The 26,917-nt window shown below is 69.0% G+C and carries 31 protein-coding genes; 18 read left to right on the top strand and 13 right to left on the bottom strand.

The annotated features are described in order from the left end of the window. The first annotated feature begins 107 nt into the window (after window positions 1–107). Entirely contained in the window at window positions 108–278 is a 171-nt protein-coding gene (locus tag FB559_RS43740; protein ID WP_185792636.1) for a hypothetical protein, read from the top strand. A 97-nt stretch (window positions 279–375) separates the two neighbouring features. On the opposite strand, the gene FB559_RS09350 is transcribed toward FB559_RS43740, so the two are convergent. Beyond that, window positions 376–657: a metal-sensitive transcriptional regulator gene (locus tag FB559_RS09350; protein ID WP_141955241.1), complete on the bottom strand. Its 282-nt coding sequence runs from the start codon at window positions 655–657 to the stop codon at window positions 376–378. Between the two features lie 221 nt (window positions 658–878). Between FB559_RS09350 and FB559_RS09345 the strand changes: the two genes are divergently transcribed. Both FB559_RS09345 and FB559_RS09340 read left to right on the top strand, forming a co-directional pair. Next, a complete protein-coding gene (locus tag FB559_RS09345; RefSeq protein ID WP_141955240.1) occupies window positions 879–1,496 on the top strand; it encodes a DUF47 domain-containing protein in 618 nt (205 codons plus the stop codon). A 52-nt stretch (window positions 1,497–1,548) separates the two neighbouring features. After that, on the top strand, window positions 1,549–2,547 hold the full coding sequence (locus FB559_RS09340; RefSeq protein WP_141955239.1) for an inorganic phosphate transporter: 999 nt from the start codon (window positions 1,549–1,551) through the stop codon (window positions 2,545–2,547). A 59-nt stretch (window positions 2,548–2,606) separates the two neighbouring features. Here FB559_RS09340 and pstB read toward each other — a convergent pair whose 3' ends face one another. The 5 genes from pstB to mshD all read right to left on the bottom strand — a co-directional run bounded on the left by pstB (window position 2,607) and on the right by mshD (window position 7,537). Beyond that, window positions 2,607–3,383, bottom strand: a complete 777-nt coding sequence (pstB, locus tag FB559_RS09335; protein WP_141955238.1) for a phosphate ABC transporter ATP-binding protein PstB — start codon at window positions 3,381–3,383, stop codon at window positions 2,607–2,609. Window positions 3,384–3,396: 13 nt separating this feature from the next. After that, complete coding sequence (pstA, locus tag FB559_RS09330) at window positions 3,397–4,284, bottom strand: phosphate ABC transporter permease PstA (RefSeq protein WP_141955237.1); 888 nt, start codon at window positions 4,282–4,284, stop codon at window positions 3,397–3,399. Continuing rightward, a complete protein-coding gene (gene pstC / locus FB559_RS09325; RefSeq protein WP_141955236.1) occupies window positions 4,281–5,258 on the bottom strand; it encodes a phosphate ABC transporter permease subunit PstC in 978 nt (325 codons plus the stop codon). The genes pstA and pstC overlap by 4 nt, the downstream gene beginning before the upstream one ends. An 88-nt stretch (window positions 5,259–5,346) precedes the next feature. Next, the gene (gene pstS, locus FB559_RS09320) at window positions 5,347–6,438 is read right to left on the bottom strand and encodes a phosphate ABC transporter substrate-binding protein PstS (protein WP_185792114.1); all 1,092 of its coding nucleotides are present in this window, start codon (window positions 6,436–6,438) and stop codon (window positions 5,347–5,349) included. A 238-nt stretch (window positions 6,439–6,676) separates the two neighbouring features. After that, a complete protein-coding gene (gene mshD / locus FB559_RS09315; RefSeq protein WP_221640379.1) occupies window positions 6,677–7,537 on the bottom strand; it encodes a mycothiol synthase in 861 nt (286 codons plus the stop codon). Window positions 7,538–7,679: 142 nt separating this feature from the next. Between mshD and FB559_RS09310 the strand changes: the two genes are divergently transcribed. The 3 genes from FB559_RS09310 to FB559_RS46640 are packed head-to-tail and all read left to right on the top strand — an operon-like array spanning window position 7,680 to window position 8,950. Next, window positions 7,680–8,330 carry a hypothetical protein gene (locus FB559_RS09310; RefSeq protein WP_141955233.1) on the top strand — a complete coding sequence of 217 codons (651 nt, stop codon included), beginning with the start codon at window positions 7,680–7,682 and terminating at the stop codon, window positions 8,328–8,330. Window positions 8,331–8,355: 25 nt separating this feature from the next. After that, the gene (locus FB559_RS09305) at window positions 8,356–8,688 is read left to right on the top strand and encodes a hypothetical protein (RefSeq protein WP_185792113.1); all 333 of its coding nucleotides are present in this window, start codon (window positions 8,356–8,358) and stop codon (window positions 8,686–8,688) included. Window positions 8,689–8,707: 19 nt separating this feature from the next. Then, the gene (locus FB559_RS46640; RefSeq protein WP_425455060.1) at window positions 8,708–8,950 is read left to right on the top strand and encodes a hypothetical protein; all 243 of its coding nucleotides are present in this window, start codon (window positions 8,708–8,710) and stop codon (window positions 8,948–8,950) included. Here the strand turns inward: FB559_RS46640 and FB559_RS09300 are convergent. Continuing rightward, window positions 8,899–9,600 (bottom strand): winged helix-turn-helix transcriptional regulator, encoded by a 702-nt coding sequence (locus FB559_RS09300; protein WP_141955232.1) that lies wholly within the window; start codon window positions 9,598–9,600, stop codon window positions 8,899–8,901. The genes FB559_RS46640 and FB559_RS09300 overlap by 52 nt on opposite strands. A 138-nt stretch (window positions 9,601–9,738) precedes the next feature. Between FB559_RS09300 and FB559_RS09295 the strand changes: the two genes are divergently transcribed. The 12 genes from FB559_RS09295 (at window position 9,739) to FB559_RS09245 (ending at window position 16,758) form a co-directional block, all read left to right on the top strand. After that, complete coding sequence (locus tag FB559_RS09295) at window positions 9,739–9,993, top strand: MoaD/ThiS family protein (RefSeq protein WP_141955231.1); 255 nt, start codon at window positions 9,739–9,741, stop codon at window positions 9,991–9,993. A 323-nt stretch (window positions 9,994–10,316) separates the two neighbouring features. Beyond that, on the top strand, window positions 10,317–11,012 hold the full coding sequence (locus FB559_RS09290; protein ID WP_141955230.1) for an LmeA family phospholipid-binding protein: 696 nt from the start codon (window positions 10,317–10,319) through the stop codon (window positions 11,010–11,012). 94 nt (window positions 11,013–11,106) lie between these two features. Further along, entirely contained in the window at window positions 11,107–11,616 is a 510-nt protein-coding gene (locus FB559_RS09285; protein ID WP_141955229.1) for a sigma-70 family RNA polymerase sigma factor, read from the top strand. Beyond that, window positions 11,613–12,320: an anti-sigma factor family protein gene (locus tag FB559_RS09280; RefSeq protein ID WP_141955228.1), complete on the top strand. Its 708-nt coding sequence runs from the start codon at window positions 11,613–11,615 to the stop codon at window positions 12,318–12,320. Before FB559_RS09285 ends, FB559_RS09280 begins: the two co-directional genes overlap by 4 nt. A gap of 38 nt (window positions 12,321–12,358) precedes the next feature. Further along, a complete protein-coding gene (locus FB559_RS09275) occupies window positions 12,359–12,784 on the top strand; it encodes a thioredoxin family protein (RefSeq protein WP_141955227.1) in 426 nt (141 codons plus the stop codon). Window positions 12,785–12,826: 42 nt separating this feature from the next. Then, a complete protein-coding gene (locus FB559_RS09270) occupies window positions 12,827–13,057 on the top strand; it encodes a hypothetical protein (protein WP_141955226.1) in 231 nt (76 codons plus the stop codon). Between the two features lie 177 nt (window positions 13,058–13,234). After that, entirely contained in the window at window positions 13,235–13,477 is a 243-nt protein-coding gene (locus FB559_RS45355; RefSeq protein ID WP_246121468.1) for a PIN domain-containing protein, read from the top strand. Window positions 13,478–13,524: 47 nt separating this feature from the next. Beyond that, the gene (locus FB559_RS46635) at window positions 13,525–13,650 is read left to right on the top strand and encodes a putative leader peptide (RefSeq protein ID WP_425455059.1); all 126 of its coding nucleotides are present in this window, start codon (window positions 13,525–13,527) and stop codon (window positions 13,648–13,650) included. Between the two features lie 58 nt (window positions 13,651–13,708). Then, complete coding sequence (locus FB559_RS09260; protein ID WP_141955224.1) at window positions 13,709–14,131, top strand: DUF4395 domain-containing protein; 423 nt, start codon at window positions 13,709–13,711, stop codon at window positions 14,129–14,131. 77 nt (window positions 14,132–14,208) lie between these two features. Then, window positions 14,209–15,048 carry a sulfurtransferase gene (locus FB559_RS09255; RefSeq protein ID WP_141955223.1) on the top strand — a complete coding sequence of 280 codons (840 nt, stop codon included), beginning with the start codon at window positions 14,209–14,211 and terminating at the stop codon, window positions 15,046–15,048. Next, window positions 15,045–15,353, top strand: coding sequence for a DUF1416 domain-containing protein (locus tag FB559_RS09250; protein ID WP_141955222.1), 309 nt, complete (start codon window positions 15,045–15,047; stop codon window positions 15,351–15,353). Before FB559_RS09255 ends, FB559_RS09250 begins: the two co-directional genes overlap by 4 nt. A gap of 151 nt (window positions 15,354–15,504) precedes the next feature. Then, window positions 15,505–16,758: a hypothetical protein gene (locus tag FB559_RS09245; RefSeq protein WP_141955221.1), complete on the top strand. Its 1,254-nt coding sequence runs from the start codon at window positions 15,505–15,507 to the stop codon at window positions 16,756–16,758. On the opposite strand, the gene FB559_RS09240 is transcribed toward FB559_RS09245, so the two are convergent. From FB559_RS09240 to FB559_RS09215, 6 genes are all read right to left on the bottom strand, one after another. Then, complete coding sequence (locus FB559_RS09240) at window positions 16,673–17,269, bottom strand: hypothetical protein (RefSeq protein ID WP_141955220.1); 597 nt, start codon at window positions 17,267–17,269, stop codon at window positions 16,673–16,675. The genes FB559_RS09245 and FB559_RS09240 overlap by 86 nt on opposite strands. Beyond that, on the bottom strand, window positions 17,266–17,853 hold the full coding sequence (locus FB559_RS09235) for a DUF4352 domain-containing protein (RefSeq protein WP_141955219.1): 588 nt from the start codon (window positions 17,851–17,853) through the stop codon (window positions 17,266–17,268). Before FB559_RS09235 ends, FB559_RS09240 begins: the two co-directional genes overlap by 4 nt. After that, complete coding sequence (locus FB559_RS09230; protein ID WP_141955218.1) at window positions 17,850–18,446, bottom strand: hypothetical protein; 597 nt, start codon at window positions 18,444–18,446, stop codon at window positions 17,850–17,852. Before FB559_RS09230 ends, FB559_RS09235 begins: the two co-directional genes overlap by 4 nt. A gap of 79 nt (window positions 18,447–18,525) precedes the next feature. Next, complete coding sequence (locus FB559_RS09225; RefSeq protein ID WP_141955217.1) at window positions 18,526–19,092, bottom strand: hypothetical protein; 567 nt, start codon at window positions 19,090–19,092, stop codon at window positions 18,526–18,528. Window positions 19,093–19,103: 11 nt separating this feature from the next. Then, window positions 19,104–19,757 carry a hypothetical protein gene (locus tag FB559_RS09220; RefSeq protein WP_141955216.1) on the bottom strand — a complete coding sequence of 218 codons (654 nt, stop codon included), beginning with the start codon at window positions 19,755–19,757 and terminating at the stop codon, window positions 19,104–19,106. 1 nt (window position 19,758) lies between these two features. Further along, window positions 19,759–26,916, bottom strand: a complete 7,158-nt coding sequence (locus FB559_RS09215; RefSeq protein WP_141955215.1) for a WXG100-like domain-containing protein — start codon at window positions 26,914–26,916, stop codon at window positions 19,759–19,761. Window position 26,917: the final 1 nt, after the last annotated feature.

Genomic DNA, 26,917 nt, shown 5'->3' with positions numbered 1-26,917 from the left:
AACAGACCAGAACCACCCCGGTGGGGTGGCTGCCGAATGGCCCTCTTGGGTCATGTGCGGAACCGTCGGCGGCGCGTAGCCTCGTCAGCAGGTGGGGACGAGCGGAGGTGGACGCGGTGCGTCAAGCAAATGTGGATCTGCGCGTCCACGATCGTGTTGCGCTTGATGAGATCGAGCTCTACTCAGAGATGCTCAGCGCCGTCGCTTCGGCCGAACGGCCGCTGACGGTCGACGAGATCGACATGGTGCTCGGTATCGGTCACGCAGCCAGATCGTGATCGCCGTCGTGGCCGGCGTCTCCGTGAGCGTGCGGAGACGGCCACGGCGACGGAATGCCGGTGAACTCGGAGCAGATCCGTCAAAGTGTGATCATTTTCACGAACGTACGAGCCGCGCGATGGCGGCGGAGGCCTCCTTGACCTTTTCCTCGGCCTCGGGCCCGCCCTCGTCGATGGCCTGCGCGACGCAGTGCCCGAGGTGGTCCTCGAGTAGCCCGAGCGCGACCGACTGGAGCGCACGGGTCACGGCCGAGACCTGGGTGAGAACATCGATGCAGTACTCATCTTCGGCGACCATGCGCTGCAGCCCGCGTACCTGACCCTCGATGCGTCGCAACCGGGTCAGGTAGGCGTCCTTGTCCTTCGCGTACCCGTGCATGAGGCGCACAATATACCCCCAGGGGGTAACTTTCAACAGATCGTTTGGGTAGATCTGTTCCGGGTAAAGCGGGCCGGGCACACTGTGTGACCACCAAGGACGTCGACGAACGCGTCTCAACGGGAGGGTACGTAACCGGTAACTTGGGGGCGAAGGTTCGCTTTCCTGCTGGTTAGCCGTAGCATCCTCTGCGGACTGTTCCCGCACTTCAGGAGAAGGACGTGCGATTCCGACTCACCCCGCGTGAGGATAGCTACTACGACATGTTCGCGGACTCCGCGAACAATCTGGTCACTGGCGCCCGGTTGCTCGTGGAGCTCATCAGCGACGGCGGTAACCGTGAGGGGATCGCCGAGAAGATGCGCGCCTGCGAGCACGCCGGCGACGAGTTCACTCACGCGATCATGCGCAGGCTCAACGAAAGCTTCATCACGCCCTTCGACCGAGAGGACATCTACCGGCTGGCCTCCTCACTCGATGACGTCATGGACTTCATGGAGGCGGCCGCCGACCTCGTCGTCCTCTACAAGATCGGGGAGTTGCCCCGAGACGTCGTCGGCCAGGTCGAGGTGCTCGAACGCGCCGCCGAGCTGACCGCCGAGGCGATGCCGCGGCTGCGCGGAATGAAGGACCTCAGCGAGTACTGGATCGAGATCAACCGCCTGGAGAACCAGGGCGACCAGGTCTACCGTCGTCTGCTGGCCGAGCTGTTCGGCGGCGAGTACGACGCGTTGACGGTGCTCAAGCTCAAGGAGGTCGTCGACCAGCTCGAGGCGGCGGCCGACGCCTTCGAGAAGGTGGCCAACACCGTCGAGTCCATCGCGGTCAAGGAATCGTGACCGCGACGCGACCGGGGCGGGCCGCCCGGCACCGAAGGAAGGACGCGCAGGCGTGGAGCTAACGGCCCTCATCGTCGTCGTCGGCATCGCGCTGGTCTTCAACTACACCAACGGCTTCCACGACGCGGCGAACGCCATCGCCACCTCCGTCTCGACGCGGGCGCTGACGCCCAGAGCGGCGCTGGCCCTGGCCGCGGTCATGAACCTCGTCGGAGCCTTCCTGGGTACGGGCGTCGCCAAGACGGTCGGCAGCGGCATCATCGACCCTCCGAAAGACATGCACGGACTCACGATCGTCGCCGCGGCGTTGATCGGTGCCATCGCGTGGAACCTCATCACCTGGTACTACGGGCTGCCCTCCTCGTCCACGCATGGGCTGGTCGGCGGCCTGATCGGGGCGGCGCTGGCCGCCTCGGGCAGCGTGCTCTGGGCCCAGGTGCTGGAGAAGGTCGTGCTCTGGATGGTGCTGTCGCCGGTGGTCGGGCTGATCCTCGGCTACTTCGTGATGGTCGCGATCCTGTGGATCTTCCGGCACGCGTACCCGGGGCGTGTCAGCCGCCGTTTCCGCATCGCCCAGTCGCTGTCGGCGGCCGCGATGGCACTCGGGCACGGGCTGCAGGACGCGCAGAAGACCATGGGCATCATCGTGCTCGCGCTGGTCACCACCGGTTACCAGGGCGCGTCGGACTCCCACGTTCCGGTGTGGGTCATCCTGAGCTGTGCCGCGGTCCTGTCGCTCGGCACCTATGCCGGCGGCTGGCGGATCATGCGGACACTCGGCCGGAAGGTGATCGAGCTCGACCCGCCGAAGGGTTTCGCCGCCGAGGCCACGGCGGCGAGCATCCTGTACGCCACGGCGTTCATCTGGCAGGCACCGGTGTCCACCACGCACACGATCACCGCGGCCATCATGGGCGTGGGTTCCACCAAGCGCCGCTCGGCGGTCCGCTGGGGAGTGGCCGGCAACATCGTGACCGCCTGGATTCTCACCATCCCGGCGGCCGGCATCGTCGCCGCCGTCGCCTACTGGATCATCAACCTGTTCCACTGACACGTACGCCGGAGCCCGGACGGAACCCTCGATCCGTCCGGGCGTCGCCACCACGATGATCAACCGAAACGGCCGGTGATGTAGTCCTCCGTCGCCTTCTCGGTCGGATTCGTAAAGATCTTGTTCGTGTCGTCGATCTCGATCAGGCGGCCGGGTTGTCCCTGGGCGGACAGGTTGAAGAAGCCGGTCGTGTCGCTCACCCGGGCGGCCTGCTGCATGTTGTGGGTGACGATCACGATCGTGTACTGGTCCTTCAGTGAGGCGATCAGGTCCTCGATGGCGAGTGTGGAGATCGGGTCCAGGGCCGAGCACGGCTCGTCCATGAGCAGCACCTGCGGCTCCACCGCGATGGCGCGGGCGATGCACAGCCGCTGCTGCTGACCGCCGGACAGCCCGGCGCCGGGCCGGTTCAGTCGGTCCTTGACCTCGTTCCACAGGTTCGCGCCGCGCAGGGACCGCTCCACGATCTCACCGAGCCGGCCTCGGCCGCGTACGCCGTTCAGCTTCAGCCCCGCGGCCACGTTGTCGAAGATCGACATCGTGGGGAACGGGTTCGGCCGCTGGAACACCATGCCGATCGCGCGGCGTACCGCGACCGGGTCCACCTCCGAGCCGTACAGGTTGAGGTCGTCGAGCAGCACCTTGCCCTCGACCCGCGCCGCGGGGATCACCTCGTGCATGCGGTTCAGTGTGCGCAGCAAGGTCGACTTGCCACACCCGGACGGACCGATGAACGCGGTCACGGAGCGAGGCTCGATCGTCATCGAGATGTCCTCGATGGCCCGGAACTTGCCGTAGTAGGCGTTAAGCCCGGAGATCTCGATCCGCTTGGCCATGGGGGCACTACTCCTATCGGGAAACGGGCTTGCGCAGGCGGGCGATGACGCGCGCCACCAGGTTGAGCAGCATGATGAGGACGATCAGCGTGAGCGCTGCCGCCCACGCCCGGTTGATCGCGGTGTCGTTCGGCCGGCCGGCCTGGTCGAAGATGAAGAGCGGCAGTGCCATCTGCGGCCCCTCGAACGGGTTGTTGTTGATCGCCGAGGTGACGAACACGGTGAGCAGCAGCGGAGCCGTCTCTCCCATGACGCGGGCGATGGCCAGCATGATGCCGGTGACGATGCCGGTGAAGGCGGTCGGCAGCACGACGAAGCAGATCGTCCGCCACCGCGGCACGCCCAGCGCGAACGACGCCTCGCGCAGGTCGGTCGGCACCAGCTTCAGCATCTCTTCGGCGGCGCGTACGACCGTCGGCATCATCAGGATCGACAGTGCCATCGAGCCGGCGAACCCGGAGAAGCTGAAGCCGAGCAGCAGCAGCCAGAACGCCAGGACGAACAGGCCCGCGACGATCGAGGGGAGGCCGGTCATGACGTCGACGAAGAAGCTGACGGTCTTGGCCAGCCGGCTGTCGCGGCCGTACTCCACCAGGTAGACGGCGGTCAGCACGCCGATCGGGATCGCGATGACGCTGGCCAGGGCGACCTGCTCGATGGTGCCGATGATCGCGTGGTACGCGCCACCGCCGGCGTCGTTGGCGCCGATGCCGTTCAGGGAGTGGGTGAAGAAAGTGAGGTCGAAGCGCTTGGCGCCCTTCGAGATCACCGTCCACAGCACCGAGACGAGCGGGATGACGGCGAGCAGGAAGGCGACGTAGACCAGGATCTGGATGATCCGGTCCTTGGCCTTCCGCCCGGCGGAGACGCCGGCCAGCGCAGGCGAGGTAGGGGTGCTCACACGAACTCCTTGCGCCGGGCGACGATCGCGCGGGCGAGCATGTTGACGATGAGGGTGATCACGAACAGCACCAGGCCGGAGGCGATGAGCGCGCCCCGGCCGGTGTTGCCGGCCATGCCGAAGGTGTTCGCGATGTTGGCGGCGAACGTGTTGCCGCCAGGCTTGAGGATGCGCAGGGAGATCCCGGCCGCGGTCGACAGCACCATCGCGACGGCGATCGTCTCGCCGAGCGCGCGGCCCAGGCCGAGCATCGCGGCACTGACCATGCCGGAGCGGCCGAACGGGAGGACCGCCATCCGGATGACCTCCCACCGCGTCGCGCCCAGGGCCAGCGCGGCCTCCACGTTGGCCTGGGGGACCTGGAAGAAGACCTCACGCGAGATGGAGGAGATGATCGGCAAGATCATGATCGCCAGGACAACGGCGGCGGTGAGGATGGACTGGCCGCCGACGCTGTCGCCCCCGAACAGCGGGATCCAGCCGAAGTTGCCGTTCAGGAAGTTCGCGACGCTGGCCATCTTCGGGACGAAGAACTGCAGGCCCCACAGGCCGTACACCACACTCGGCACCGCGGCGAGCAGGTCCACGACGTAGCCGAGGCCCGACGCCAGCTTGCGCGGTGAGTAGAAGGCGATGAACAGCGCGATCCCGATCGCCACCGGGGTGGCCAGGAGCAGCGCCATCAGCGACGACAGCAGGGTGCCGAACGCCAGCTGCAGGATGCCGAACCTCGGCTCTGCCGCGTCCGGGTTCCACACCTGCGAGGTGAGGAAGTTGGCCTTGTCCGCCTTCAGGGCGGGCAGGGCCTTCGCGACGAGGAACACCGCGATCGCCGCGATGATGAGGAGCAGCAGGATGCCGGAGCCACGGGCGGAGATGCCGAACAGGCGATCCCCCAGGCGGCCGGTGCTGAGCTTGCGTCCCCGTCCGCCTCGAGCGCGGGTAGCGCCCTGTTCCAGGGTATCGCTGGTCACTCGTCCCCCTCGTGGGTCACGCGGTCGTTGTGGTGGTATGCCGCCGAGCCGGCGCGGATCGACCGCGCCGGCTCAGCATGCTTCTCGGTCAGGACAGGCCCTTAACGGCCGCCTGGACCTTGGTCAGGATGCTGTCCGGCAGCGGGGCGTACCCGAGGCCGCTCAGAATCGACTGACCCTGCTGGCTGGAGGTGTAGGTGAGGAAGGACTTCACGAAGTCCGCCTGCTCCTTGGGGAGCCCCTTCTCGCAGGCGATCTCGTAGGTGACCAGGACGACCGGGTAGCCGTCCTTGGCCTTGTAGTCCAGCGTCAGCGCAAGGTCGTTGCCCTGGCCGGAGACCTGGGCGCCGGCGATGGCCTTGGACGCGGCGTCCGAGCTGACCTCGCTGAAGTCGCCCGCGCCGTTCTGGACCTTGGCGGTCTGCAGCTTGCCGTTGGTGGCGTAGGAGAGCTCGGCGTAGCCGATGGTCCCGTCGCCCTGCTTGATCCCCGTGGAGACGCCGTCAGAGCCCTTCAGGCCCTGGCCACCGGCCGCGGCCGGGAAGGTCTTGCCGCCCGGGAACTTCCAGGCGTCCGGCGCCGTGGCGAGCAGGAACTTGGTGAGGTTGTCCGTGGTGCCCGAGTCGTCCGAGCGGTGCAGCGGCTTGATCGGGGTGGCCGGCAGCTTCACGCCGGAGTTGTCCTTGGCGAGCGCCGGGTCGTTCCAGGTCTTGATCTTGCCGGCGAAGATGCCGGCGATCGTCGCAGGCGTGAGCTGAAGGTTGTCGACACCCTTGAGGTTGTAAATGATCGCGATCGGGCCGCCGACCATCGGCAGGTCAAGTGCCTTACCGGTCTTGCAGCGCGCGTCGGCCGGGCCGTGCTCCTCCGGCTTGAGGGCCGAGTCAGAGCCGGCGAAGGCCACCTGGCCGCCGGTGAACGCCTGCACGCCGGCTCCCGAGCCGCTGGCGTTGTAGTTGACGTTGGCGCCCGCGCAGCTCTGCTGGTAGCCCTTGATCCACTCGCTCATGGCGTTCGCCTGAGCGGACGAGCCGGCCGCGTTGACCGTGGACTTCACACAGTCGCCGCTCGCGGCAGGCTTGCCGCTGCCGCCGCCGTTGTCATCCGAGCCGCACGCGGTCAGCGAGAGCGCACCCACAAGGGCCACGCCGCCGAGGGCGGCCAGCCGTGTGCCGATCATCACCGAAAATTCTCCTCATAGGTAGGTGGGCGGCCCCCCTGGTGTTTGTCCAGGTTGAGACCACCGTCGATGCCCGACGCTAAGGAGAGGAGATGACCACTCACTCTGATCTAGGTGAACGGCGAATGAACTCAGTCATGATGTCTGGCTAAAGAAGGTCTTACTTGAGGCGACCGTACGGTTAACGGCCTTACGCGGAACCGCGTCGGGGCTGGTGGCCGAGGATTATCTGCGAGGTTTACCGGGAGTTGCGGTACATCGCGTCCGTTGACCGGCGCTCGAAGCCCAGCTTCCCATAGAGCGCCGTCGCGGCCGTGTTCGACTCGTCGACGTACAGGATCACCGAGGGCAGGCCGAGATCCTGGAGATGGTGGAGCCCGGCCAGCGTCAGCACCCGGCCCAGCCCGAGTCCCTGCGCGGACGGGTCGACACCGACGACGTACACCTCGCCGACCGGTCCGTCCTCCTCGTGCACCTTCGTCCAGTGGAAGCCGACCGGCTCACCGTCGCGCTCGGCGAGGAAGAAGCCTTCGGGGGAGAACCACGGCTCACGCTCGCGGCGCTCCAGATCGGTACGCGTCCAACGGCCCTGTTCCGGGTGGTCCGCGAAGGCGCGCGCGTTGATCCCCACCCAGGCGTCCTCGTCCCGTCCGGTCTCGAACGTGCGCAGCCGTACGCCGGCGGGCACGGCGACCTCCGGGAGGGTTCCGCCGAGCGGACGCGCCATCTTCCACAGGGCACGGAACCGTTCGAAGCCGAGCGCGCCGCCGAGTCCGACCGCCGCCGGGAGCTCTCCGTGCGCCCAGACGTTCAGCGACTCCACCTGGCCGGCCAGCGCGGTGACGAGGGCACGGCCGTGTCCGCGCCGCCGGAGCGACGGGCGGACCGCGAGCTCGCCCGCGTCACCGTCGAGGATCGCGACCCCGGCGAGCGCGTCCCCGTCATAGGCGAGCACGGCTCCGGCGCCGTCGCGCAGCCGCAGGAGCGCGCTTTCGCCCATCGGCCGCACCCCATCGGCCGCCGCGGCCTCTTCGGTGACCTCCAAGGCCGCCGCGACCTCGTCGTTCGTCAGTTCTTCGCGTACGACCAGGCTCATGATCCGGAGCCTACCGAGCCCTCTTCATCCCGCTCAGCCCAGGTCGCCCTGTCACGATGTTGTTTCGGGGTGCCATCGGCCCCTCCCGCATGCCCACGCGTGTGTCGTAGCATCTGGCCCTTGTCTGTGCGGGAAGGCGGTCGTCGTGGGCGATCCCGGAGTGCCGGTGATGGCGGCTCTGCTCGCAGTGCCGCTCGGTGTCCTGCTGTTCGTGGTGGTGCTGGCGGCGATGGGCGGCCGGTGGGCCGTCCCTGAGCCGAGCTACGAACTCGAGCCGGGTCACGAGCTCGAAACGGGGTACGAGCCGCGAGCCCTGGCGCAGCCCGCGTGGTTCGACGACCCCTGGCGACACACGGAGCCGGCGCGGCAGGACCCCGTCCCGGCGCCCCGCACCCAGGAGCGCCCTCCGGCTCCGCGAAAGGCGCGCCACGCGCTGCCGCCGGCGTCACGGCCGGCGTCGCGGCCGGCTCTCCCCCCGGCCTCGCGGCCGGCTCCGCCGCCCGCGCGACCGGCGATCGCACCGCCTGCCCGTCCGGCTCTGCCGGCGCCCGCGCGCCACGCGCTGCCACCGGCGCGCCCGGCGTACGGGTCCCTCGCCCGTGAGTCCCACGCCCAGCCGGACAGGGATTCCCCTTCGCTGGAGAACTTCCCGTACGGGTCTGTCGCTCGTGAGCCGTATGGTCGTCCTGCCGAGCCCGAACCGGAGTCCTCCTCACAGGAGGGCTTCCCGTACGGGCCGTACCCGGACTCTTCCCCACAGGAAGGCTTCCCGTACGGGCCGTATCGGCATCAATGAGGCTCGTCGGCGAAGAAGGGGATTCATGACGGTACTCGAGCTGCTGATCATCCTGGTGCTGCTCGGCGCGGTCCTGGTGATCGTGATCGGCGTACGGTCGGCGTCGCGCCGTTCGCGTCGGCCCAGCCCGTTCCCGCCGCCGGGCTACGGCCCGCCACCCGGTTATGGTCCGCCGCCTGGCTACGGTCCGCCTCAGGGGTACGGTCCCCCGCCGGGACAGGGGCCGCCGCCGGGCTACGGTCCTCCGCCTCAGGGCTACGGTCCTCCGCCGGGCCAGGGGCCGTACCCAGGCTACGGGCCGCCGCCCGCCCAGCATCCGACCGCAGCGGACCCGCAGGGACCTCCGGAGCAGGCCTGACCCCTCGGTTGGGGACTGCGTGCGGAACACGGGCGGCCACACCCACCCGCGGCTGTACATCACTGGGCGCACGCCGGGGCACTACCGGACCCTCGGCCGCGTCGACGGGACGACCGACACCAAGCGGTGCGCGTCGGCCGGCCACACCTACGCGGTCTGGTTTCGACGGCCCCGCGTACGTGCTGGGCGTGCGAAGGCTCTGAGGGCCTTTCAGGTGTGCGCCGGGACCTCCTCGGCGCGGTGGTCGGGCACGAAGCGGTAACCGACGTTACGGACCGTTCCAATCAGCGACTCGTACTCCGGGCCGAGCTTGGCCCGTAGCCGCCGTACGTGGACGTCGACCGTGCGTGTGCCACCGAAGTAGTCATACCCCCAGACCTCCTGGAGGAGCTGGGCGCGGGTGAAGACCCGGCCCGGGTGCTGCGCGAGGTACTTCAACAGCTCGAACTCCTTGAACGTCAGATCGAGTACGCGACCGCGCAGCCGCGCGCTGTAGGTCGCCTCGTCGATCGTCAGCTCACCGCTGCGGATCTCACCCGGCACGTCGTCCTGCTCGGCCGCGGTCGTACGGCCGACCACCAGGCGCAGCCGGGCCTCCACCTCGGCCGGACCGGCGGTCTGGAGCAGCACGTCGTCGAGACCCCACTCGGGGGTCAGGGCGGCCAGGCCGCCCTCGGTTACGATCGCGAGCAGCGGTACGTCGAGTCCTGTCGTGCGCAGCAGCCGGCACAGACTCTTGGCCTGGGCGAGGTCCCGGCGCGCGTCGACGATGACGACGTCGGACGGGGGCGCGTCGATGAGCGCCACCCCCTCGGCCGGGGCCACCCGTACCGAGTGAAGGAGCAACCCGAGCGCCGGCAGGACTTCATCGGACGGCTCGAGCACATTCGTCAGCAAAAGCAGAGTGCTCAATACGGCCTCCTCGGTTGGCGGCCCCCAAAAAGACATTGAGGACCCGAGGGCGACGCTGCCCGGATCCCTACTACGGGAGGATACCGAATGGCGGGCGAGACCTCACTACTGAGTGGTGTAGACCATGAGAGAGGGAACATGGCGAAGGGGCTGATCAGATACTGGGCGGCGGCGCGGGCGGCCGCCGGAGTCGCCGAGGAGCCGTACGACGCCGCGACGCTGGAACAAGCGCTGACCACGGCGGCGGCCGGCCGGGACCTGGAGTTCGAGCGCGTCATCGCCCGCAGTTCCTACCTCGTCGACGGCGACCCCGTCGGCACCCGTGACCACGCGTCCGTCCGGCTCCCGGACGGCGGAACCGTCGAGGTCCTGCCGCCTTTCGCGGGAGGCTGAGGCCGGACGGTGGCCGGATGAGGTCGGCGACCACGTGGAGGCGGGCAGTGGGACCGCCCGGAGCGGCCCGGCGCCACGGATCGTGTGCGGCAGGTCCCCGGCGATCCGGCCGGGGCGGTCGAGAGCGGTGAGTTCCGCGGGCGGCCGGTGCCGTGTGCATCCTGGTCAGCCGTTACCTGCGGATCGCCCGTTCGTACACCGCCGGCGGTGGCGACGCGCTGGTTCCGTGGGGCGATCGGGCCGGGGCACACGTCAATACGGAAGGTGACTCGGCCGGACCCCGGGCGCCGGTAGTGTGATCACGAATCGGCGACGGGAGAGACATGCGCAAGGGATTGGTGATTTTCCTGATCCTGCTGGTCGGGGTGATCATCGCCGCCGATCGGGTCGGTCTGTGGGTCGCCCAGGACCAGATCGCCAAAAATGTCGCGTCGCAGTACGACCTCGACCACAAGCCCGAGGTGAAGATCAAGGGCTTTCCGTTCCTGAATCAGGCGCTGAACGGCCGGTACGGCGAGATCGACGTCAACGTCGGCGACGTCACCCAGCTCGGTGTCCACCTGACCAACACCGTCGTCACGCTGAAGGGCGTCAAGGCCCCGCTGTCGGACGCGCTGCACGGTGACGCCTCCCAGATGGTGGCCGACACGGCGACCTCCGTCGCGACCGTCTCCTACGCCGACGTCGACAAGCAGGCGCCGCGGGGGCTGAAGGTCTCGGCCAAGGGCAAGGAACTGCAGGTGCGCGGCCCGGTGACCGTCCTCGGCCTCAGCCGTACGGTGACCGCGACCGTGACCGTACGGCCCTCCGGCCGTAGCGTGCGTGTGCTGCCGCTGACGGTCGACGCCGGCGGCACCACGATCCCGGTCACCCTGGTCCAGCAGGCGTTCTCGTTCACGATGCCGGTGAAGGGGCTCCCGCAGAACACGCGGATCAGCGACGTCCAGATCGGCCAGGACGGCCTGCGGGTCACCACCACCGGCGAGCACGTGAACCTCGAAAGCCTCAACGAGCACTGACCTACGCGCGAATCCAGCGGCCGTTCCGGTTGGATCGTTCCTAAATCATCAGTCTTCCGGTGAACCAACCGCGTATTTGGTACGTGTCTGAAGTGTGGGACCGACAGCGAACGAGCGCCTCCTCCGCGCCCTGTACGCCGAACACGGAGGACCGCTCCTGGGATACGTCCTGCGCCTGACCGAAGGTGATCGGCATCAGGCGGAGGACGTGGTCCAGGAGACGCTGCTGCGTGCCTGGCGACATCCTGAGGCCCTGGAGGGCCGCCCGATAAGGCCGTGGCTGTTCACGGTGGCCAAGAATCTGGTCGTCGACGCACACCGGGCGCGGCAGTCCAGGCCGCCCGAGGCCGGTGAGGCGGGACTCGCCGCCGTACCGGCCACCGACGAGATCGGCCGCGCGCTCGAGTCGTGGACGTTCGCGGAGGCGCTCGCCGATCTGAGCCCCGACCACCGGTCGGTGCTGGTCGAGACCTACTACCGAGGACGGTCGGTCGCCGAGGCCGCGGCGGCGCTCGGCGTGCCGCCCGGCACGGTGAAGTCGCGGTCCTACTATGCGCTGCGAGCCCTCAAACTCGCACTGGAAGAACGGGGGTTGGCGCCATGACATCGGGCACCGAATGCTCCCGGCTGCGGATACTGCTCGGTGTGTACGTCCTGGGCGCCATCGAGCCGGCCGAGCGCGCCATGGTCGACGCGCACCTGGGCGTCTGCGGACGCTGCCGAGACGAGCTCTCCTCGCTGGCGGGGCTGCCCGCCATGCTGGGGAGGGTCACCGAGGACCAGCTCGAACAGCTCGGGTCACCACCGGAAGAGCTCCTGGACTCGATCCTGACCAAGGCCGCCGACGAGAGCCGTGGCCGGCGGCGCAACAACCGTCTGTGGCTGGTGGCGGCCGCGGCCGCGCTGGTCGTCGTGACGGGTGTGGGCGTACGCGCGGTGAGCGGCACGGACGGCGGGACGATCGCCAAACCGCCTCCCTCGCCGACCGGCCGGCCCAGTGCCACTCCCTCGGCCGCCACGACGGTGGACGGAAACGATCCGGCCACCGGTGTCCGGGCGGAGATCGGCATGCAGCCCAAGGAGTGGGGCACCGCCTTCTCGGTACGGCTGGCCGGCGCGCCGGCCGACTCCGAGTGCCGTCTGATCGCGATCGACAAGAAGGGCCGGCGGGACGTCGCGGGCGGTTGGAAGGTCGAATACCTCGGCGATGCCAGCTTCTACGGCTCGTCGATGTTCCAGAAGCAGGACATCGCGTCGGTCGAGATCCGCACGCTGGACGGGAAAAGGTTGCTGCACGTCCGCGTCTGAGGGAATGAAGCGGGCGGCGGAGGCCTTGTGACCTTTCGATGACTGGGATGTACGTCGCGGCGGCGGCGCTCGTTCTCGCCATGGCCCTCGGCCTGGTGTGGCGGCGCCGCAATGGAGCGCTGCGCGAGCACGGGCGTCGGGAGGGTGCGGACGTGGAACGACTCAGTACCACCGAGCTCGGCGCGTCCCTGGGCGAGAAGGCCACGCTGGTGCAGTTCTCCTCGGCGTTCTGCGCGCCCTGCCGGGCGACCCGGCGCATCCTCACCGACGTGGCGGGCATGATCGACGGCGTGGCTCACGTGGAGCTCGACGCGGAGGCCCACCTGGACCTCGTACGCCGCCTGAACGTCCTGCGCACCCCGACGGTCTTCGTACTCGACGCCGGCGGCGGCATCGTCCGCCGCGCTTCGGGCCTCCCGCGCAAGGCGGACATCATCGCTGCCCTGGGCGAGACCGTCGCCTGAGACCACCCGCGGACAGGCTGTCTTCCGGGGTAAATTCAGAATGTGACCGCCGCGCACGACTACGAAGACCTGCACCGTCTGGTCGACCAACTGACCCCGGACCAGGTGCAGGAGGTCCGCCGGCACGCCCTGCGGCTGGTGGACGAGGGGGAGGTTGTGAGCGAGGAGACCGGGCGGACGCCCGCTTTCGCGGGCATTATCGAGGACGGTCCCTCGGATCTCGCGGAACGCATCGATGAGTACGTTTCGGAGCGATTTAATCACTCCTTGTGACGACTCTCCTCGACTCGGGGCCGCTCGTAGCCACTGCGAACCGCAGGGATTTCGACCACGAGCGCTGCCTTCGACTTTTTCGTGAGTTCCCCGCCCCCTGTTGCTCCCGGACACTGTGCTGATCGAGGCCTGTTGGGTCATCGGGGACAGGATCGGCCCGAAGAGCCACGCGGTCTTTTGGAGGCGGTCGCGGCCGAACTCGAACGCGACCGATACCAGCTTGTCGCCCTCATGCCGGCGGACCTGGCCCGGATGGCAGAGCTGGTGGCCCAGTACTCCGACCTCCGGCTCGACCCCACCGACGCTTCAGTGATGGCGATCGCCGAGCGACTGAACGTGACACAGGTGGCGACACTCGACCGACGGGATTTCAGCGTCGTGCGGCCGCGGCACGCAGAGGCGTTCTCTATCGTTCAGTAGGTGTGTTGTCGCAGGTCGGAGTGGGTTCTGACGGCTCGAGGGGCGAGATGGCATTTTACGCCGAGCGAGACGCCGCTTACTATCGTCTCGTGCGTTCCTGGACAGAGCTGCTTACCAAGCGACGGGCGGTCGACTTCTGCCGCGTCGCTACCGCGCTCTGTCGTACGGCCTGAGTTGGTTGGCCCCTCTTCAGCCCATCTCACTCGCCGCCGTCACCAGGAGCATCTTCCGATGCAGGTCGACCCCAGAGGCCAGCGCTTCAGCGCGATCCTCACGTCAATTGTCCTGATCGTCGTCTTGGTGACCAGCAGCTGGCTGCTGTTGGCGGCTCAGGCCATCGTGTTCGCCATCGGAGTCGTGTTCGGTCTCCGTAGCGCGCCGTACGGCCTGATCTACCAGGCTTTCGTCCGTCCGCGGCTCGGTCCTTCCAAGGAGCTCGAGCCCGAGACCCCGCCCCGCTTCGCGCAGGGGGTGGGTGCGGTGTTCGCGCTGGTCGGAGTGGTGGGATACGCCCTTGGGATCCCGGCATTGGGTATGACCGCCACAGCGTTCGCGCTGATCGCGGCGTTCCTCAACGCCGCCTTCGGGCTGTGCCTGGGCTGTGAGGCCTATCTGCTCATTCGCCGGCTCACCCCTAGGCGAGCCACGTCCTAGATCGAGTTCGTTCAGCACGTGGCCATGCCGCGAGTGCCCGAAGACCGAACCGCCACTCCAACTAGGAGGACAACAGCATGAGCCGCTCCGACGTCCTGGTCGACGCTGACTGGGTGCAGGCGCACCTCGATGACCCCGGAATCGTTCTCGTCGAGGTCGACGAGGACACCAGCGCGTACGAGAAGGGCCACATCCGCGGGGCCGTACGCATCGACTGGAAGACCGAGCTGCAGGACCCGGTACGCCGCGACTTCGTGGACAAGACGGGCTTTGAGAGCCTGCTGTCCGAGAAGGGCATCGCCGGCGACGACCTGGTCGTCCTGTACGGCGGGAACAACAACTGGTTCGCGGCCTACGCGTACTGGTACTTCCGCCTGTACGGCCACCAGAACGTCAAGCTCCTGGACGGCGGCCGCAAGAAGTGGGAGCTCGACTCCCGCGACCTCGTCGAGGACGTGCCGGCCCGCCCGAAGACCTCCTACTCCGCCAAGGAGCAGGACGGCACGATCCGCGCCTTCCGCGAGGAGGTCGTCGAGGCGATCGGCAACAAGAACCTCGTCGACGTGCGGTCGCCCGACGAGTTCTCGGGCAAGCTGCTCGCCCCGGCGCACCTGCCGCAGGAGCAGGCGCAGCGTGGCGGCCACATCCCGACCGCGCGCAGCATCCCGTGGTCGAAGGCCGCCAACGATGACGGCACCTTCCGCTCTGACGAGGAGCTGCGGAAGCTTTACGAAGAGGCGGGCGTTGACCTCTCCAAGGCGACGATCGCCTACTGCCGGATCGGTGAGCGTTCATCCCACACCTGGTTCGCCCTGCACGAGCTGCTCGGCCTGCCGGACGTGAAGAACTACGACGGATCCTGGACCGAGTACGGATCGCTCGTCGGCGTACCGATCGAGCTTGGGGAGGCAAAATGACGGACGGCTGCGGAGCGCCGGCGCAGACGGCGAGTCTGCCCGCGACTGTGGATCTGGCGAACGAGGCGGTCATTCAGGGCACCGTCGAACGCGAGGGGAATGTCGTCTCCGGTGCGTACGCGCGCCTGCTCGACGCGACCGGCGAGTTCACCGGTGAGGTCGTGACCAGCGACGAGGGCATCTTCCGCTTCTTCGCCGCACCGGGTGACTGGACGGTACGCGTGCTCGCGCCCGGCGGGGTCAGCATCGACTCGACGGTGCGAGCCCAGACCGGAGAGATCGCCAACCTGAAGGTCGCCATCTAGCCGCAGGACCCGGCGAACTCCACACACGAAGAATCCCGCTGCCACGCCATCGCGTGACGGCGGGATTCTGTTTTCGCCGGAACCTTCAGCAGCCTTCCAACGGTGCCACGACCTGAGCACCAAGCCGTTACGATCGCGTATTGTGCTCCGTTTGTCCCCAGTGACTTTGCCCTGGACCACGCTTCGGCTGGCCGGGCGTTTCGCGGTGCCGCTGGCCCTTTGGTACACGGTCGGCCAGGTCCTGCGATACCTGCTCTTCCTCGCGGGATATCACTTCGGACTGCACCGCGCCGCCGTCCCGATCTTCGTGCTCAGCCTGACCGTCATGGTCTCGCTCAGCGTGACCGTGGCGATGGTGCACAGCGTCAGGGACGGCCTGCCCGCGGTCAGGAAACGCGAGCTCGACGAGTCCCTGACCTCCTGGACGGCGTCCGAGGAGGAGTCGATCCTCGACGGGCTCACCCGCGCGCTGCTGCCGTTCATGATCTTCTATCTGGCCTGGAACTGGTTCAGCGAGGACGCGCAGGCCTTCGAACAGTCGGCGGCCGGCCGGGGCAACGCGCAGGGCGGCCTCATGGGCCAGCTCGAGGCGATGAAATCGCTGATCCTGCTGAACGATCACGTCTACCTGGCGGTCGTGCTGACCGCCGGTTTCTTCGCCCTGAAGTTCATCGCCGAGCGCTTCGTGGAGCCGAAATGGTCCCGCGTCGGCGGGGTGGCGGTGGCGTTCTTCGAGGTCAACTGGACGCTCTTCGGCCTCTTCTCGGTGAACAAGGCCCGCGGCGCCTTCTCGGACTGGGTCCAGGGCCGGGTCGCCTGGGGGTGGCTCGGTCACCTCACCGGGCCGGCGCTCGACTGGTTCGGCGCGCTCTGGCCCTCCTTCAAGGAGGCCGTGCTCGGGGGCCTCGTATGGCTGGTGATCGCGGGCGTGATCCTCGGCGTCGACGCCGACGAGGAGACCGCGCTGGGCAAGGGACGGGTCGGGCGCAGGCTTCTGTCGGCCAGCGGGATCGACCGGCCGCACACGCCGTGGGAGGTCGCCACGCGAGAGCTGCGCGACAAGTGGCTGCCGACGTTCTACGGGTTCCGGATGGTGATCCGCGCGGGGCTGCTGCCCTTCGCGGTGTTCTGCGTCCTGTACATGGGGCTGGAGGATCTTGCGCCGCTGGCCGAACGCGGCGTCTTCTATCTCCTCGGGCCGCACCCGATCGGCTACTGGGCGCTGCGCCTCGACTCCATCGACTTCGCCGTGGACCTCGTACACCAGATGTTGCGCGTGTGCCTGATGGCCGCGGCGTTCGACCTCGTGGTGGCGCGGGTCAGTGAGCGAACCTCAGCACCGGCGTCGCAGCCGGGCCCTTCGATGCCAGCGCCCCAGGTCGGACCTCGAGTACGACCGAGCTGACCAGGCGCTCCGGCACGGTCGCGGTGACGCTCACCTCGGTGTCGGTGCCCACGGCCTTCGTGCGGTCCCGGTCCGTCGACGGGAACGCCGACCAGACGTGCCCGGCGCGGTCGCGGACCGTGAACCCGAGAATGTCGATGCTCTTGACCCCCTGGGCGTCGAGAGGCCGCGCCGTCACGACGAGTTTGAGGTTCACCCCGCCGGCCGGCGTCGTGCTGCTCTTCAGGGCGCCCGTCGTGTCCCGGCCGAGCAGCCGCAGCTTGACGTGCCCGAGGGTGCCGGTGCCGCCGCGGCGCACGACGGTGACGCGCTCCTTCGTCTGCCACTGCCGCGACTGCTTGGAGCCGTCGACCCACTCGGCCGCGAGCAGGCCGGGGACGAGCAGGATCAGCGCGACCACCTCGATCGCGTGCCGCCATCCGTCATTCAGGCGCCGTCTGCGCGGGATCGGGTCCGGCGAGGTCTCCTCGAGCGGATCCCGTGTGGTCCACTCCAGCGGGTCGTAGCTCACGTCGTCTTCAGGGCGTACGCCGGGGATGCGTGGGAGAGCAGTTGTGCCGCCTCACCGTTGTCGAGGCCCAGGTCGACCTCGGTCTGCGCGCTGAGCTGGATGAGCAGCGCGGACTCTCCGATGGCCAGGCGCGCTCCGGCCAGCCGGTCCTTGGGGATCTCGAAGACGTACGTCGCGGGAGCCCACAGCATGGGCTGGAAGTCACCGTTGGGGGTCGAGATGGCCGCCCGGCCGCTCTCGTCGTAGGACACGCCACCACGTGTGATGAGCTTCGGGTCGCCGGGCTGGAAGGGCTTCTGGTTGCTCTTGATCTCCAGATGGACGATCACGAAGATGCCCAGGCTCCGCATGACCTGTGCCTTTTGCTGCAGGAAAGAGGACTTCGCGATCCCGGTCGCCACATCGATCTTGCCCACCTTGACGCTGAAGTCGGGGTTGTCGACGACCGCGCCGGCGCGGCCGCTGGTGACGAGGGGATCTTGCTCCTTGTCCTCGAGGTGGGGCTTGAAGGTGTACAGCCACATGGCCAGTGCCATCAGGCCGACGGTCAGCAGACCCGAGATGAGTTTCCGTGGAGCGCTCACGACGTCGCTCCCTGCCGGACCGGGACGGACACCTTGGCCGTGATCGGAGACTGCCCCGTCACGCTCCAGTAGAAGGTGTCGGTGGTGAAGCTCTGGCCGTACTCCCAGGTGCGCAGCGCGACGGTCACATTGGGCGGTGCGGCCGCGTTTCCGAGGACCCAGACGACCTGCACGGTGACGGGCAGCCGCGGATGGATCGAGCTGGTCTCCTCGCCGTCGATGTCACCCTCCGACCGCGTGAAGTCGGCCTCGGCGAACTTGCCGGGCTTCGGCTCGGCCGCGATGCCGTGGATGAACGACCCGATCCCGTACGACTCGTTGCCGGTGTCGGTCACCCGCATTCGCACGATGAGGAGGTTCGCCGCCGGGTCGAACTCGTGCAGCTTCATGCTGCCTGCCCGAGCGTCCAGGATCTGGACGTGGAAAAGCCCTTGGTCGACGGCCCTGCCGGGCTTGGCGGTGATCGGCCCGCCGGGTCGGGCCTTCAGCCCGCCCGTCGCCCAGAGTGTCGCGATCAGGATCACGAGGGCGGCTGAGATCACCAGTAACACCTTCGGCCTGCGCCGGTGTGCCGCGGGGGGGTCGTGAGCCACGAGCACGATCGTAACGGGCGATCTACCGCTTCGATGGAGATAAACGGCCGAATCACCGCCCTGGTCCACCGGCGGCCGCTCACCCACGCCACTGTGGCAGGCGGAGAGCGTAGGTGTCCCTGACCGCACGTAGCCGGACGGTGCCGAAGCGGCCCGGCTCGCGATCGAGGACGGCGCGTCCAGCCGATGTGGTGAACGCCGAGATGGGTACCACCTCCGCTCCCGGCGGCGCGAACTTGAGCACCTCGTCGAGCGCGGCGATCGCGGTCGCCAGGGCGTGGCGGGCGCCCCGCCGCTGCTCCGGGTCAAGGCCGGTACGGGTCGCCGGCACCCGACGAGCCCGGTCGTCGGCGTACGCGAGCCACTGGCCCGGATCCAGTAGCTGAGACGGCTCGTCACCGCCGAAGACCACCTCGCCCGCCTGGGCGTGCAGGATCTCCTCGGGAATCCGGAATCGGTAGACGCGCTCGTGGCCGCAGCGCGGGCAGACGGCGGTGTAGCGCGAGGCGAGGTCACGGCCGGCCCTGATCACCGAACTCCGGTAGTCGCCCCGGGTCTCGCCGCACGAGGGACAGGGCTGGAGGCTCAGGAACACATGAGCCTCGGCGTTGGTCCGTGCGAGGGGAAGCTCGTCGTCGGCCGGCATCTTCGCCCCACTCACCGGGACCGCAGCTGCGGATAGTGCTCACGCTGCTGGAGCGACAGCGACGTGATCGAGAGTTCTCCCGCACCCCGGCAGATCGGGCAGAGCTCCTCGCCCGCGCACAGGGGGCAACGTTTGCCGTCGATCCAGCCGTCGCCCTCGCACACATCGCACCAGCCGAGGCCCTGGCATTCGTAACACAGGACGCTGCCGGGGTGTACGGCCTCGGCCGTGATCACCGGTGCGGGCCGTACGTGGCGGACCTGGGAGATCTGTAGCTCCGGCGTGGCGCCGTGGAGCTCGACGCCGTCCGGATCGGCGTACACCTCCATCGCGGCGTCACCGTCACGTGCGGACATGGCGAGCTTGGGACCGAGTGGCCGGGGTTCGTCGGTCGCCCAGCCCGCGGCGGTCAGTGCCGTACGGGCGCGTGCAAGGACCTGAGCCGGGTCTTCCGGGCGACCGGCACGGGCGAGGACGGTGATCCGGCATCTGGCGACGCCGGGGCGGCCCACCAGATCAACCGGGCTCGGGCCGATGTCGGACCCCACGTCCGGAGTCGCCTCGGGGAGCGCCGCGACCGCCACCGAGTGGAGCAGGTCACGCAGTGCTTCGCGGGCCCGCTCGAGCTCGGCCGCTCTGTCCGGGTCGCTCGTCCACTCCAGCACGTCAGTGACCCCCTCGTTCGGGCGACGAGAGGAACTCGATGACCGTACGGAACTGTGGTCGTGGGCTGGCGAAGGTCTCGATCACGGACTGGTCCGGGTCGTTCCGGGTCGCGGCGTCGATCGAGTAGTCGTAGTCGTCGTTTCCCTGCACGCCGAATTCCTCGTTGGTGACGCTGATGTCGGCTCCCCGTTCCCGGAGTACGTCCACGAGAATATCGCCCTGGACATGGCCCCTGTCGCCCGGCGTTCCGCCCGCCTTTTCGGGCTTCATGTCCCACTGGACCTCCACCCGGCCACCCTCGCTCATCATCCCGATGAACTGGTCGCCGAGCCTGGCGTACTGCTCATGCGTGAACTTGGCGCTCACGTTGTTGAGGTAGACACGCGCCACTCCGCCGTTCTCGCCGTGCGCGAGTACCTGTCCATGGGACAGCAGATCGCCGAAGACCAGGACCGAGCCGTCGCCCGTGAGCGGCGCCGGATCCATGATGTCGATGTCACGGCGGCGCAGCCCGTTGAGCGGTGCGTCGGGGAGCTCGGTCTGGATGATCAGGCCACCGCCCTGCCGGTCCGCCGCCGGCGTCATCTCGGCCGCGTAACCGCTCCGGCCGACGCCGACGTCGATCGTGTGACCGCCGCGGGCGGCGGCCGGGGCCGGAGGACGCGGCGAGTGGCCCACGGCGTCCTGCCGGTGCTGCGGACGCGGCCTGGACAGCACGTCGATGTGGGACTGCCCGTCGACCGGGTCGTGGATGACCACGGCGTACTCCGCGTGGACACCGCGCTCGGCGAATCCCTGGTTGGCGCGGTCGAGCACGGCGAGCAACTCGCGGAACGGAACCCTGGACCCGGCAGGCGCGCCGGGAAGGTCGTGGTTCAGGAGGATGTTTCCGGAGGCGTGGTCGAGCGCGCCGGCACTGCGATAGGGCGCGGCGATCGAGTCCCGTGCCGCTTCGCGCATGGCGTCGAAGTCGATCGCGTCTATGAGTGCCGGGGGGATCTCGCTCACGGCCCGCAGACGATCGAGCATCGCCTCGGCCACCGGCCGGGGGCCCGTCTCCACGGCCCGCATGCGCTCGATCACTGCGTCGATCGCGGCATGGCGCTCCGCCGGGGGGATGTGCCGGTCGCTCATCGCAGCGGTGATCGGCTCCAGGTGCTCGAACACCGCACGCTTTCCACGCCCGGCGGCCTGGAACCGTTCCTTGGCGCCTTCGAAGATCGGGTCGAAGACGCGGCGGGACTGCTCCATCCGCATCCGTCCGTCGAGTGCGGCCGACTCGGCGTACACGATCTCCTCCATGTGCCGGTCGCCCTGCAGGACTTCCCGGAGCCGATCGAGATATCGGGCCCTCTGCTCGGCGTACCGCGGTTCGGTGAGGCGAGGATCGAAGATCGGCCGGTCCTGGAAAAGCCCTTGGCTCTGGAGCTCGAACCGGTGCGCCAGCGCAGGGTCGTACTCGGCGAGGAGCCGCAGTCGGTCGTCCGCCGTCGGGTGGTCGTGCAGGCCGATCCTCTCGGTGAGGTCGCGTAGGTCCTTGGTCAGTCGCGGCAGGTCACCGGCCCTCGACGGGTCGAGCACCGCGCGGTCGATCTGGTGCGAGAGGATCCGCACCTCCGCGAAGCGACCGCCGAGGTGGTCGGTCATCTGCGTCGGCGTCTCGCTGGAGATGTCGTGCACGACGTCCGGGTCGTTCCGCAGCCGGATCTCCTCGACTTCGTGCCCGACCCCGCGTACGACGTCCTCGGGGCGCGCCTGCGGGGAGACGGTGATGCGGTAGCCGTCCGGGTCTTCGGAGAAGCTGGCGACCGCGTCATCCTCGGTACGGCCGGTCTCGATCGTGATGTCCCGGCCGTCCGGCAGTACGAAGTGGTCACCCGCCCAGCGGATCTCCTTTGGCGCGATGAGCCGGATGTTGGGAACGATCTCGTTGAGCACGTCGCGCCGGGTCAGCGACCCTTCCGACGGGTCGATGGCGTCGCCGCGGAAGTCTCCGACGTTGGCAGCGGTCGCGTCCCGTTCACGGGTGCCGGCGTGAGGTGTGCCGGACCCCGGTCGCACGTGCTCGTCGCCGCCCGTGAGGTCGTGGATCGCCCGGTGTGTCGTCTCCGCGCTCGGCAGTGTGCCGAGGCGGTCCGCCGCCGCCCGGTGCAGGGCGTCGGCGGGCGGTTCGAAGTCGCGGGGGCCGCCCATGTCATCCAGGTGCTCGGCAAGCCGGGTCAGGCCCTCGACGTCCCGCGGTGTCGGCTCGCGGCCGGCGACCTCACGCGCGACGTCGAGCATGACCTCGGCGCGAGGGATCATCCCGTCGGGGGCCGCTCCCGACAGGTCGGCCAGGTGGCGCAGTCCCCGCAGGTCGGACGGTGTGAACACATGGTCCGGCGCCGCGCCGTAGAGCTCCCGGGCAGCCTCGGTCAGTGCCTCGGTATAGCGCAGGTGGCCCGGGGTGAGGTGCGCGAAGTCGCCGAACAGCGCATGCATCCGGTCGAGGAGCCGAGCGTGTTCGAGCGGCTCGCGGCCCTGTCGCGGGAACACCGGACGGCCGTCGTCACCGGTACGGTCGAGCAGGTCCCGTACGTGGTCCGGAAGCACCGAGCGGTCCGGACCGCGGTCGGCGTCCGTCATCTCGCGCTGGTAGACGCGGAGACGGCCGTCCGGCAGGTCCTCGACGCCGGTGACCTCGAAGTCGGTGTCGCGACGGAAGTGCACTTCGTGGTCGGTCCCGTGATCGGTGATCGCCGGTCCGACGAGCCGTCCCGTACGGGACTCGATCACGAACTCGGTGTTGCCGTGGAACTGGCCGTGCGGATTGGCCGAGCCGATGACGTAACCCGGTTCGTGCGCGACCTCGACCTGCCGGTAGCGCGCCTGCTGCGCGGGATCGAGATCGACCACCCGGTGCACCCTGCCCTCGAAGGCGGGCAGCTGTTCCAGCACCGCGTCGTGTGAACGGATCTGCTCGGTGTAGGGGGCCAGGGCCTCCTCGTGGCCTCCGTACAGCCCCTCGTTGATCGGCCGGTGGTCCCCCTGGGCGAACAGCCGTGACGAGGCCAGGTCCTCCGTCTCGACCCGTTCGTAGGTCTTCTGCCAGCCGCCCTGTGTCCTGTCATGGACGTGGGAGACCGCGGCGTCGACGGCCTCTCCGCCGTGCCGTCCGACCAGCTCGGAGTGAACGGGGCCGCGCGGAGCGTCCGGCGCCGCGACGGGCCGGTCGGCGCCGGCGTCGAGTGGGGCGGGGGACGGCGGCTCGTCGTGCGTGCCGTTGAGCAGATCCGCGATGCTGGAATGCGGCGCCTCGGCCGGACGGAGCGTGGCAGGCACCGGCTCCGCCACCTCCACGTCGGTGAGTTCGCGCAGATAGACCCGTTTGCCGCCACCCGGCAGGTCCTCGGTGTCCAGCACCTTGTAGTGGCGATCAGGCATGAGGACGACTTCGCGTTCCTGTGGCCGTGCGTGCAGCCCCGGGGCGACGAGCCGTCCGGTGCGGGAGTCGATCACGAACTCGACGTTGCCGCCGAGCTTGGCCCTCGCGTCGGAGGAGGCGCTGATGTACGCGGGCTCGCGGATGACCACGCCAGGCTGGTAGACGTCGAGTTGGTGGAGCTGGTGGGGCTGGAGCCAGATGCGGCGGAAGACCATGTCGGTGTGGACCGGCATCTCGTTGAGCGCCGAGGTGATGCCCTTGATCACGGGCGCCCAGTGCTCCAGGGCGGTCAGATCGCCCGTGCGCATCGCCTCGTTGACCCGGGGATCGGTCGTGTAGGAGTACAGCGCGACCTGGTCCTCGATCGGTACGCGTTCGAGGACGGGGGCCCAGTCGTCGTGGCCGCTCAGCCGTCCCTGGTCGAACTGCCGTCGCGCCTCCCGTACCTGGTCCGCCAGCTCGTTGAACCTCTCCTCACCGAAATGGTCCCGGATCGCCTGCCGGTCCTCGGCCGTGCTGCGGTACCGCGGGCCGAGGTCGTCCAGGCCGAGACGCCGCAGGCCCTCCTCGTGCGCCGGCAACGGGTGATGGCCCGCGGCGGCATGGTCACCAGCGCCGGCGGTGGTGGCGTGCGATGAGGCCGGGTCCGGCGGGTGCGAGGCCACGGGATGGGAGGGTGCCGGGGTGTGGCCCTCCACGCCGTCCGGCCGCGGTCCCGCCGCCGCGTCCGGATGAGCCGTGGTGTGCGTCGTTCCCGCAGAGCGGACCACGTCCGTGCCCTCGTGCGCGGGGTCGTGCCCAGGGAAGAGGTTCAGCGAATCTTGGAGGCTCTCGGCGAGTTTGGGGTGGAGGTCGCCGTTCGCGGCCATCGCCTTCAGCTCTTCTTCGGTGAACCACTTGGCGTCGGTGGCCTCGAGTCCGTCGGACCGGGGTTCGAACCTGGTCGGGGAGTCGATCGCCATGGTCGTGTGAGTGAAGCCGTTCGGACCCTCCACCACGCGCTCGCCCTGAAGAGACAGCGTGTCCAGATATCTCTGGTCGGCCCCCGACTCCTCGCTGAACTCTCGTGCGAAACCCTGGGCCGGGGTCTCCAGGCTGTTGCGGGCGCCACCGGGGAGCTGCCACTTGCCCTCGTGTTCACGGACCATCGGCCCGGCCTGCTGCAGCAGGTAGCGGGGCGTTCCGGTCGCGTCGGTGTGCCTGATCAGTCCGCTCGAGGCGCCGTGTTTGCCCCAGACTCCCGGCGCGACATAGCCGTCGCCGGGACGTCCCTGTTCGACGATGATCTGGAACGGGCTGCTGGGTGAAGCCTCGACCTCGGTGAGGTAAATGACCGTCGTGTCGCCCCGCTGGTCGACGCCGAGCACCTTGAACTCGGTATCGGGAGCGAAGATGACCTCGCGCTCGTGGCCCATGGCGGTGGCGAGCGGGCCGATCTCGCGGCCGTTGCGCGATTGGATGACGAAGTGCGTGTTGCCCGGCAGCCTGCTGTGGAGGCTGGTCGTGGCACTGGTGAAGGCGCGTTCCTTCACCACCGTGTGCGGCAGATAGTGCTTGAGTTGCTCGGATGTCAGGTCGGCGCCGCGATGGGCGATGCCGTCGTACCGCGGGAGCCCGTCCAGGGCGACCTTCAACGCCTCGATGTGGGCGGACTGTTCGGCGAGCGCGGCCTCCGACCCTTCACGCAGCGCGACGTTGAGGTCGCGATGCCAGCCACGGGTGTAGGCGTGCACGGCCGCAAGGAGCTCTTTGGGCATCCGCTGGTAGACCTCGTGCCACGGCGAGTCCGAAGGGAGGCGCCGCAGCCTCTCCTCGAACTCCGCGACGAACCTGTTGTAGCGGTCCGTGCCGAATTCCCTCACGAACGCCTGGCCGACCTCCTCGGGGGTGCGCGCAGCGCCGGCGTGTGGCGTGTGTCCCGCGCCGCCGGGACCGGCATCGACGGGCGCGACCACCACGTCCGGGGTGTCGGGCGCCCGGCCGTCGCCATGACGTCCGGGGGGGCCGTCGGCGCCCCGGCCCGGCTGCGGCGCGGTGTTCGGCTCCGCGCCGGCCTGCCCGCCCTTCGCTTCGCCGGGACGGGCTCCGGTGCCCTGATCGGGACGGCCCGCGCCGGCATGGTCGGGACGAGCCGCGCCACCTTGGTCAGGACGGGGCGTGCCGCCCTGGTCGGGACGGCCCGCGGTGCCCGGGTCGGGGCGCTGTGCGGTCGAGGTCGGGCCACGCCCACCCTCACCGGGAGTCGCCGGACCCGCGACCCGGCCGTCTCCCTGCGCCGGAGCGACGGGGACGACGGGCGACGGTTCCTGGTCGAGGCCGGGCCGCGGGGCGGAGTCGGGCCGGTCGCCGCCCGGCCTCCCGTCGGCCGCGAACGGCTGCGAGGGATGGCCACCGCCGGACATCGGGGCGTGGGCGCCGTCGGCGGCCGACGGGCCGGCGTCCGCGAGAACGGTATGCGGTGTCCCGGCGGAGCCGCCGGAGTCGTACGTGCCCGTCTGGTGCGGCCCGCCACCTTCCTGGTGCGCGACCACCTGCTGGCCACCGCCGTCGTACGCGACCGTCTGGGGCGCGCCCGGGTCGTGCCCGCCGACCGGCGGGTTCTCACCGGCCAGGACGTTCTCGCCCGGCGGGATGTGGTCACCGGCCGGTACGACCGCCCCGCCGTCACCCGAGGGGCCTTCGTAGGACCCGGCCAGGATGCCTTCGGTGTCCATCGGGGGTGGGCCGTCGGAGACGGGGTGACCCGCGTCCGCCACCGTCGGGTGGGTACCGGGAAGCGTGAGATCACCGGGTGGGGGGCCGCTCCCGTGCGCAGCGCTCGTCGGCTCGATCAGATGCCCGTCGGCCGCGCCGATGAGGCCGGAGGTGCCGGCCTTGGCCAGGTGCTCGAGGTCGAGCTGGCCGCTGGCGGCCAGCATCGGCAGGCTGCCGAGCATGTTCGCCGCGCCGCTCTGCAGCATGTGGCCGCCGACCGAGTTCGTCATGAAGGACGCGAATTTCTCCCGGCCGGTCAGTTCGCCGAACTTCAGGTCGTGTGCGGCCGCCGACGCCAGCCGAGACCCGCCGATCTTGCCGAGGAGCCCGGCCATCCCGGTGAACGCGGCGCCGGTCATCACGCCACCTTCGAGGCTGGCGAGGGTCTTGTCGAAGTCCCAGCTCCTGCGGTTCCCCTCGATCATCTGAATGCTCTGGATCCCCCAGTCCATTCCACCCATGATCGCGGTGGACATCAGGATGTTCACCAAGAGCTGGCGGGCGAGTTGCCGGACGCTCATCTGGGTGATGGCGCACGCGCCCGGAATGAGGCTCAGAGAGGTACCGAAGCTGGGCGCGGCCATGGTGATGAAATAGACGATCTGATACGCCAGCAACATCAGCGAGAACAGAATCATGTACTTCGTGTACTCGGCGTCCAGCCCGTAAGCGTGCAGTTGCTTCGCGGCCTCGTTGCAGGCCTCCGTCAGCTTCGGAAGATACTGGGGGTCGGTCTTGTTGAACTGGTCCCAGTACTTTCCGAAGGAGTCGGCGGCCACGCCGTCCATGCAGGCCTTGACCGCGGCGAAGGCGATGTCGCCGGAGGTTCCCGCCTCGGTGGCGCCCTCGCCCGCGTGGGCGACGGCCTCGGCGGCTGCGAAGAGCTTCTCCTCGTCGGCCTCGGGCCAGTCCATGCCGACGATCCAGCCGACGTACGGCTTGACGACCCCCGGAACAAGATCCTCGAGTAGCTGGTCCACG

Source organism: Actinoallomurus bryophytorum, from assembly GCF_006716425.1.
Classification (GTDB): Bacteria; Actinomycetota; Actinomycetes; order Streptosporangiales; family Streptosporangiaceae; genus Actinoallomurus; species Actinoallomurus bryophytorum.
This window is presented reverse-complemented; position numbering and strand designations above follow the sequence as displayed.